We start from the raw sequence: 7151 nt of genomic DNA, 5'->3' as shown, positions 1-7151 counted from the left end.
AGAACAGCCGGATCCTCATCCACCAGCCGTCGGCGCAGGGCGAGGGCCAGTCGAGCGACATCGAGATCCAGGCGCGGGAGATCCTGCGGATGCGGTCCCTGCTGGAGCGGATGCTCGCCGTCCACACCGGCAAGAAGGAAGAGGACATCCGCAAGGACATCGAGCGTGACAAGATCTTCAGTGCCGACGAGGCCAAGGAGTACGGCCTGATCGACGAGGTCATCAAGACCCGGAAGTCCGCCCGGCTCGCCACCGCTCGCTGAGGTGCCGGGCCGGCGGTCCGACCCCGCGGTCGGAGCCTCGCGAGGCGTGACGTCTCGCGAGGCCGGCACGCGGTCGTCGGCCGTCGGCCGCTACCACACCCGACGCGCCGACGCGGTGAAACCCGGTCAGCAGTTCTCGTCCGTGACGCGATGGCCTAATGGGACTGCGTGGACGGGCGAGGACGGCCAAGGTGACCGTAGGCTGACCGGTATGAGCCGAGCGATTGGGCTCTCACCGGACGGCTCGGCGGGGTACCGTCCCCACGGGGATGGTTGCAGGCAGACACGCGACGACTGGGCGGTGTCAACCGCCCCTGACATGCAGGCGACACCATCGTCTGGACGAAGGGACTGAGTCCTCGGTGGCACGCATCGGTGATGGCGGTGACCTGCTCAAGTGCTCGTTCTGCGGTAAGTCGCAGAAGCAGGTGAAGAAGCTCATCGCCGGCCCTGGCGTCTATATCTGCGACGAGTGCATCGATCTCTGCAACGAGATCATCGAGGAGGAGCTGTCCGAATCCTCCGAGCTCAAGTGGGACGAACTGCCCAAGCCACGCGAGATCTACGAGTTCCTCGACAGTTACGTGGTGGGGCAGGAGACGGCGAAGAAGACCCTCTCCGTCGCGGTCTACAACCACTACAAGCGGGTCCAGGCGGGCGGATCCAGCGGTGACGGGAGCAAGGGCGAGGTCGAGCTCGCGAAGAGCAACATCCTGCTGCTCGGGCCGACGGGCTGCGGCAAGACGCTGCTCGCCCAGACTCTCGCGCGAATGCTCAACGTCCCGTTTGCCATCGCCGATGCCACCGCGCTGACCGAGGCGGGCTACGTCGGGGAAGACGTCGAGAACATTCTGCTCAAACTCATTCAGGCCGCCGACTATGACGTTAAAAAGGCCGAGACCGGGATTATCTACATCGACGAGGTCGACAAGATCGCCCGGAAGTCGGAGAACCCGAGCATCACGCGGGACGTGTCCGGTGAGGGCGTGCAACAGGCCCTGTTGAAGATCCTCGAAGGCACCACGGCCAGCGTGCCGCCACAGGGCGGGCGCAAGCACCCGCATCAGGAGTTCATCCAGATCGACACGACGAACGTGCTGTTCATCGTGGGCGGGGCGTTCGCCGGGCTCGACCGGATCATCGAGTCGAGGATCGGCAAGAAGTCGCTGGGGTTCCGCGCCGTACTGCACGGCAAGGACGACCCGGACGGATCCGACGTCTTCGGCGACATCATGCCCGAGGACCTGCTGAAGTACGGCATGATTCCGGAGTTCATCGGCCGGCTCCCGGTGATCACCAGCGTGTCCAACCTGGATCGGGAGGCGCTGATCCGCATCCTCACCGAGCCGAAGAACGCCCTCGTCCGCCAGTACAAGCGACTGTTCGAGCTGGACAGCGTCGACCTCGACTTCACCTCGGACGCGCTCGAGGCCATCGCGGACCAGGCGATCCTGCGTGGGACCGGTGCCCGCGGGCTGCGAGCGATCATGGAAGAGGTCCTGCTCTCGGTGATGTACGACATCCCGAGCCGCAAGGACGTGGCCCGGGTCGTCGTCACCCGCGAGGTCGTGCTGGAGCACGTCAATCCGACGCTGGTCCCGCGCGACGTCGTGTCCAAGCGGCCTCCCCGCCAGGAGAAGTCGGCCTGACGGCGCCCACCCGGCGCCCACTCAGTGCATCCCGTGCGTCGGGTCCAGCGCGGTCAGGGTCCGGCGGGCCTCAGCCAGATGGTAGAAGGACCCGGTCACCAGGATCGCCCCACCCGGCCCCGCCGCGTCCCGCAGGGCGTGGCGGACGGCGCAGCCGACGTCGGAGGCGGCGTGGGCCGGCATCCCCCGCGCCCGCGCCGCGGAGACCAGGCGCTCGGCGTGGATGGCCCGCGGTGACGCCGGTTCGCAGGCGATCAGCGAGCTGATCGGTTGGTGGCGCAGTTCCGCGAGAGTCCCCTCGTAGTCGTGACCGCGCAGCGCCCCGTAGACGACGGTCCACTCCCGCCCGGGGAACTCCTCACCCAGGGACCGGGCGAGCGCCGCGCCCGCTGCCGGGTTGTGCGCCCCGTCAAGCACGCACAGCGGCTGTGCGCGCACGATTTCCAGGTGTCCCGGCGCCCGGACGCCCCCGAGACCGGTCCGGACCACGGCGTCGGGGAGGGGATGACCGGCGAAGGTCTCCACGGCGGCCAGGGCGCACGCCGCGTTGGCATCCTGATAGGCACCGTGCAGGGACAGCCGCACGTCGTCGTAGCGCGCCTGCGGGGTGCGGAAACCGCCCCGTCGACCCGCCGCGTCCGGGTGGCCGGCGACCGCGGCGAAGTCCTGGCCCAGCCGCAGGATATCCGTGGCCGGGGTCCGGGCGAAGATGTCGTAGAAGTGGGGGTCCACCTCGCCGAGCACCAGGTGACTGCCGGGCTTGACGATCCCGGCCTTCTCGCGGGCCACGCCCGCCATACTCCCGGCGTAGTCCAGATGATCCGCGCCGATGCTGGTGACGACCGCGACCCGCCCGTCGGCGATGTTCGTGGCGTCCCAGCGGCCGAGCAGGCCCACCTCGACCACGGCGACGTCGACGGCCAGGTCGGCGAACCATCGGAAGGCGGTGGCCGTCAGCAGCTCGAAGAAGGTGGGCCGTCCGCTCATCGGGGCGGCCGCGTCCAGGACGGTGCCCACGCAGCGTCCGAATTCCTCGTCGCCGATCGGTTGGCCGTCGACGACCAGGCGCTCGTTCACCCGCTCCAGATGCGGACTGGTGTACAGCCCCACCCGCAGCCCCGCCGCGCCCAGCAGCGCCGAGATGATCCGCGCCGTCGAGGTCTTGCCGTTCGTGCCGGTCAGATGGATCAGCGGAACCGCCCGGTGCGGATCCCCGAGCCGGCCCGCCAGCTCCCGCATCCGGTCGAGGCTCGGCACCGGCCGACCCGCCGGCATCGTCTGCTTCTCGAGATCCACCGTGTTGTTCAGGGCGGCCCACGCCGACTCGTACGTCCACTTCACAGGCTGGTTCCACTTCACCGGCTGGTTTCGCCCTCCTTCGACCTGGGGTCGACAGTAGTCCGCGGGAGTCTGCGGGCAGGTGCGCCGGACGCGTCCTCTGCGGGGGGAGCGCGGGCACCTGCGCGGGCACTTGCGTGGGCGGGAGTGAACCCGGTGGACCCGGACCATCGGGCCGTACCATCGGGGATGTGACAGGCGCCGCCGGGACCACCGGAACCGCCCATGCTCCTGATCATGAGCGGGAGGGCCCACGCGCGTTCGCGGCCGAGTGCTCCCGGCGCCGCGAGGTCCGCGCCCGGCCGGACTTCGACCGGCTGAGCCGTCTGCTGGATCTGCTCGGCCAGCCGCAGCGGGCCCTTCCAAGCATCGTGGTGACCGGCTCGGTGGGGAAGAGCTCCACGGTGTCGGCGATTAGGGGACGTAATGAAGTAACAAATACGTGATCGAGAGCATCATCGCAGGTCACAGGCCTGTGGAGGGTTCGAAACGCGCAAGTTATTTCATTTCGACTCCTTACCGCGCTGCTGCACTCGTTCGGCATCCGCGCGGGATCGTTGAGTTCGCCGGGCTGGCTTGGGGCCGAGCAGCGGGTGGGGCTGGCCGGCGCCACGATCGATCCCGACGTCCTCGGCCGCGCCTACGCCGATATCGCGCCGTACCTGCCGCTGATCGAGGACGACGGCCGGCTGAGCGCCTTCGAGCTGCTTGCCGCCGTGGTCTTCGCCGCCTTCGCCGACGCTCCCGCCGACCTCGCCGTGATTGAGTCCGGCTGGGACGACGCCGGCGAGCTGAGCGCACTGCTCGACGCGCCGGTGTCGGTCGTCACCCCCGTGGCGGTGGGCGAGCGGGAGCCGGCGGCGGGCCTGGACCGGATCACCGCGCGGACGGCGGGGGTCATCCGCGCCGACACCCTGGTCGTGCTGGCCCAGCAGGTCCTGCCCGCCGCGCAGGCGCTGCTGCGGCGCGCCGCCGAGACCGGGGCGACGGTCGCCCGGGAGGGGCTGGAGTTCGGCGTACTCGGCCGGCAGGTGGCTGTCGGGGGGCAGATGATCACACTGAAGGGGCTGGGCGGCACCTACGAGGAGATCTTCCTGCCGCTGCACGGCGCGCATCAGGCCCACAACGCAGCGGTCGCGCTGGCCGCGGTCGAGGCGTTCCTCGGCGGCGGGCGCAACCAGCTCGACGTCGATGCGGTCCGCGCCGGTTTCGCCGAGGTGGACTCCCGGGGCCGGCTGGAGGTCGTCCGCCGGTCCCCGACGATCATTCTTGACGTGGCCGACTCGCCCGTGGCGGCGGGCGCGCTGGCCGCGGCGCTCGACGAGGCGTTCACCTTCGACGTCCTCGTCGGGGTCATCGCCATCGAGCGCGAGGTCGAGGGCGCCGCGGCGCGGGACGGTGCCGCCGCTCGGGACGGTGGTGGCGGGCGGGATGCGGCGGAGCTCCTGGCCGTCCTGGAGCCGGTCCTGAACACGGTGGTGGTCACCGCCGGTGCCGGGCCCGGATCGCTGCCGGTCGACGGTCTCGCCGCGGTCGCCGTGGGTGTCTTCGGCGCCGACCGGGTGGAGGTCGTACCCCGGTTGGACGACGCGATCGACGCCGGGGTGCGCATCGCCGAGGAGGACGCCAATCTGGGGGGCGCCGGCGTGGTGATCACTGGTTCGGCATCTGTCGTGGGTCGGGCCCGGGCGTTGCTGCGCCCGTGACACGTCCTCCTGGGTTTCCCGACATGTTCCCGACGCGTTCCTGATGCGGTTGCGGGGTGTTTCCGGGACGCCGCGGTCCCGTCACGGTGCGGGCGTGGGCACCCTGTAAGTTGACGGGGGATCCTTGGGTCCCTCGTCAAGGACGACGAAGTCGATGATCGAGAAGGAGTACCGTGTCCGTCGAGCGCACCCTCATCCTGGTCAAGCCCGATGGCGTCAGCCGTGGCCTCGTCGGTGAGGTCGTCGGCCGGCTCGAGCGCAAGGGGCTCACTCTGGTGGCGCTCGAACTACGCACGCTGGAGCGGTCCGTCGCCGAGACGCACTATGGCGAGCACGCCAGCAAGCCGTTCTTCGGTGAACTGGTCGACTTCATCACCTCCGGGCCGCTGGTGGCCCTCGTGGCCGAGGGGCCGCGTGCGGTGGAGGCGTCGCGTGGGCTGATCGGCGCGACCGATCCGGTCAAGGCCGCGCCCGGCTCGCTGCGTGGGGACTACGCGCTGGAGATCGGCCAGAACCTCGTGCACGGCTCGGACTCGCCGGAGTCCGCCAAGCGGGAGATCGACCTCTTCTTCCCGGGCCTGAGCTGACCGCGTAGCCGTTCACACCGACCGGGGCGTTCCCGAGACGTCCCGAGATGCCCCGAGACGCCGCCGGTCGGATTTCGGGTGGCCTCTCAGGGCCTGGCCGGGACCGTAGGCGTGTCGCCCTCGTGATTCGTGGGTGTGCGCAGGGCGGTTCCGGCCCAAGGGTGACACGAAACCGGCCCATCACCGACCGGGGCGGCGAGGGGCCCGGTGTCGGTCTACCCTTCAAGTACTTGCCCGGAGCGTGTCCGGTGGGTCGCGGTAACCGACAGGGTCGTGGTCGGTGGCCGTGGTCGAATCCCCGGTGGGCGCCTGGGTCGTCCTGTTCGATCTACGAACTCTGTACGTGTTCCACGCGCTTCTCCGGCTCCTCGGTAGGCCGTGCCTGTCGGTCACGCCGGAGGCGGCCAGGACCGCATCCCCCGGGAAGGTCGGTACCCGACGATGTCCAGTTCGCTGTCGTTCCTCGGTCGTGACATGGCCGTCGACCTCGGTACCGCCAACACGCTGGTGTACGTGCGCGGCCGCGGGATCGTCCTCAACGAACCGAGCGTGGTCGCGATCAACACCACCACCTCGGGCATTCTCGCCGTCGGAACCGACGCCAAGCGGATGATCGGCCGGACGCCCGGCAACGTGGTGGCCGTGCGGCCGCTGAAGGACGGCGTCATCGCCGACTTCGAGACGACCGAGCGGATGCTGCGCTACTTCATCCAGAAGGTGCACCGGCGGCGCCATTTCGCCAAGCCCAGGCTGGTCGTGTGCGTGCCCTCCGGCATCACGGGAGTGGAACAGCGGGCCGTGAAGGACGCCGGCTACCAGGCCGGCGCCCGAAAGGTCTACATCATTGAGGAGCCGATGGCCGCGGCGATCGGCGCTGGTCTGCCGGTGCACGAGCCGACCGGCAACATGGTCGTGGATATCGGTGGGGGCACCACCGAGGTCGCCGTGATCTCACTGGGCGGCATCGTCACCAGCCAGTCGATCCGCACCGCCGGGGACGAACTCGACGTCGCGATCATCTCCTACGTCAAGAAGGAGTACTCGCTGATGCTCGGCGAACGCACCGCCGAGGAGATTAAGATGGCGATTGGGTCGGCGCACAAGGTTCCCGACGAGCCCAGCGCCGAGATCCGTGGGCGCGACCTGATCACTGGACTGCCGAAGACGATCGTGGTGACGGCGGAGGAGATCCGCAAGGCGATCGAGGATCCAGTCAACGCGGTCATCGACGCGGTGAAGGTGACCCTCGACCGCTGCCCGCCGGAGCTCTCCGGCGACATCATGGACCGCGGCATCGTCCTCACCGGCGGCGGGGCGCTGCTGCGCGGTCTCGACGAGCGGCTGCGGCAGGAGACCGGCATGCCGATCCACATCGCGGAGAATCCGCTGCATTCGGTTGCAATGGGGTCGGGCAAGTGCGTGGAGGAGTTCGAGGCCCTACAGCAGGTACTGATCTCCGAGCCGCGGCGCTAGGCGGTTGCGCAGGGCCCTTGCCGATCCCTTCCCATTGGACCGATCCTTTCCCATTGGAATAGCCGGAGCGGCGCCTGGTGCCGCGTGGCCGTCGCCGCGTGGCACCGGATCGCGCAAGAGTGTGTTCGGAGGGTG

The 7151-nt window shown here is 69.4% G+C and carries 7 protein-coding genes; 6 read left to right on the top strand and 1 reads right to left on the bottom strand.

Annotation, left to right across the window (positions count from 1 at the left end; translation table 11 throughout):
• Both ACY45C_RS02810 and clpX read left to right on the top strand, forming a co-directional pair.
• Positions 1 to 263: ATP-dependent Clp protease proteolytic subunit (locus tag ACY45C_RS02810; protein ID WP_462186099.1), on the top strand; the 263-nt coding region annotated here is incomplete at its 5' end.
• A gap of 362 nt (positions 264 to 625) precedes the next feature.
• Positions 626 to 1912 (top strand): ATP-dependent Clp protease ATP-binding subunit ClpX, encoded by a 1287-nt coding sequence (clpX, locus tag ACY45C_RS02805; RefSeq protein WP_462186098.1) that lies wholly within the window; start codon positions 626 to 628, stop codon positions 1910 to 1912.
• A gap of 21 nt (positions 1913 to 1933) precedes the next feature.
• Here the strand turns inward: clpX and ACY45C_RS02800 are convergent, their stop codons facing one another.
• Positions 1934 to 3253, bottom strand: a complete 1320-nt coding sequence (locus ACY45C_RS02800; protein ID WP_462186097.1) for a bifunctional folylpolyglutamate synthase/dihydrofolate synthase — start codon at positions 3251 to 3253, stop codon at positions 1934 to 1936.
• 188 nt (positions 3254 to 3441) lie between these two features.
• On the opposite strand from ACY45C_RS02800, the gene ACY45C_RS02795 reads away from it, so the two are divergent.
• From ACY45C_RS02795 to ACY45C_RS02780, 4 genes are all read left to right on the top strand, one after another.
• Positions 3442 to 3696, top strand: coding sequence for a hypothetical protein (locus ACY45C_RS02795; RefSeq protein WP_462186096.1), 255 nt, complete (start codon positions 3442 to 3444; stop codon positions 3694 to 3696).
• Between the two features lie 111 nt (positions 3697 to 3807).
• Complete coding sequence (locus ACY45C_RS02790; RefSeq protein WP_462186095.1) at positions 3808 to 4956, top strand: glutamate ligase domain-containing protein; 1149 nt, start codon at positions 3808 to 3810, stop codon at positions 4954 to 4956.
• A gap of 173 nt (positions 4957 to 5129) precedes the next feature.
• Positions 5130 to 5543 carry a nucleoside-diphosphate kinase gene (gene ndk / locus ACY45C_RS02785; protein ID WP_011435654.1) on the top strand — a complete coding sequence of 138 codons (414 nt, stop codon included), beginning with the start codon at positions 5130 to 5132 and terminating at the stop codon, positions 5541 to 5543.
• Positions 5544 to 5984: 441 nt separating this feature from the next.
• Positions 5985 to 7016, top strand: coding sequence for a rod shape-determining protein (locus ACY45C_RS02780; RefSeq protein ID WP_011435655.1), 1032 nt, complete (start codon positions 5985 to 5987; stop codon positions 7014 to 7016).
• Positions 7017 to 7151: the final 135 nt, after the last annotated feature.

The sequence above is a fragment of the Frankia sp. CcWB2 genome, assembly GCF_977927585.1.
The sequence above is the reverse complement of the archived record's forward strand: the minus strand, read 5'-3'. Positions and strand labels throughout refer to the sequence as shown.

What these genes read in the sequence shown, in the direction of transcription:
- ACY45C_RS02780 (WP_011435655.1), top strand. Translation starts at nt 5,985, where the DNA reads ATGTCCAGTTCGCTGTCGTTCCTCGGTCGTGACATGGCCGTCGACCTC.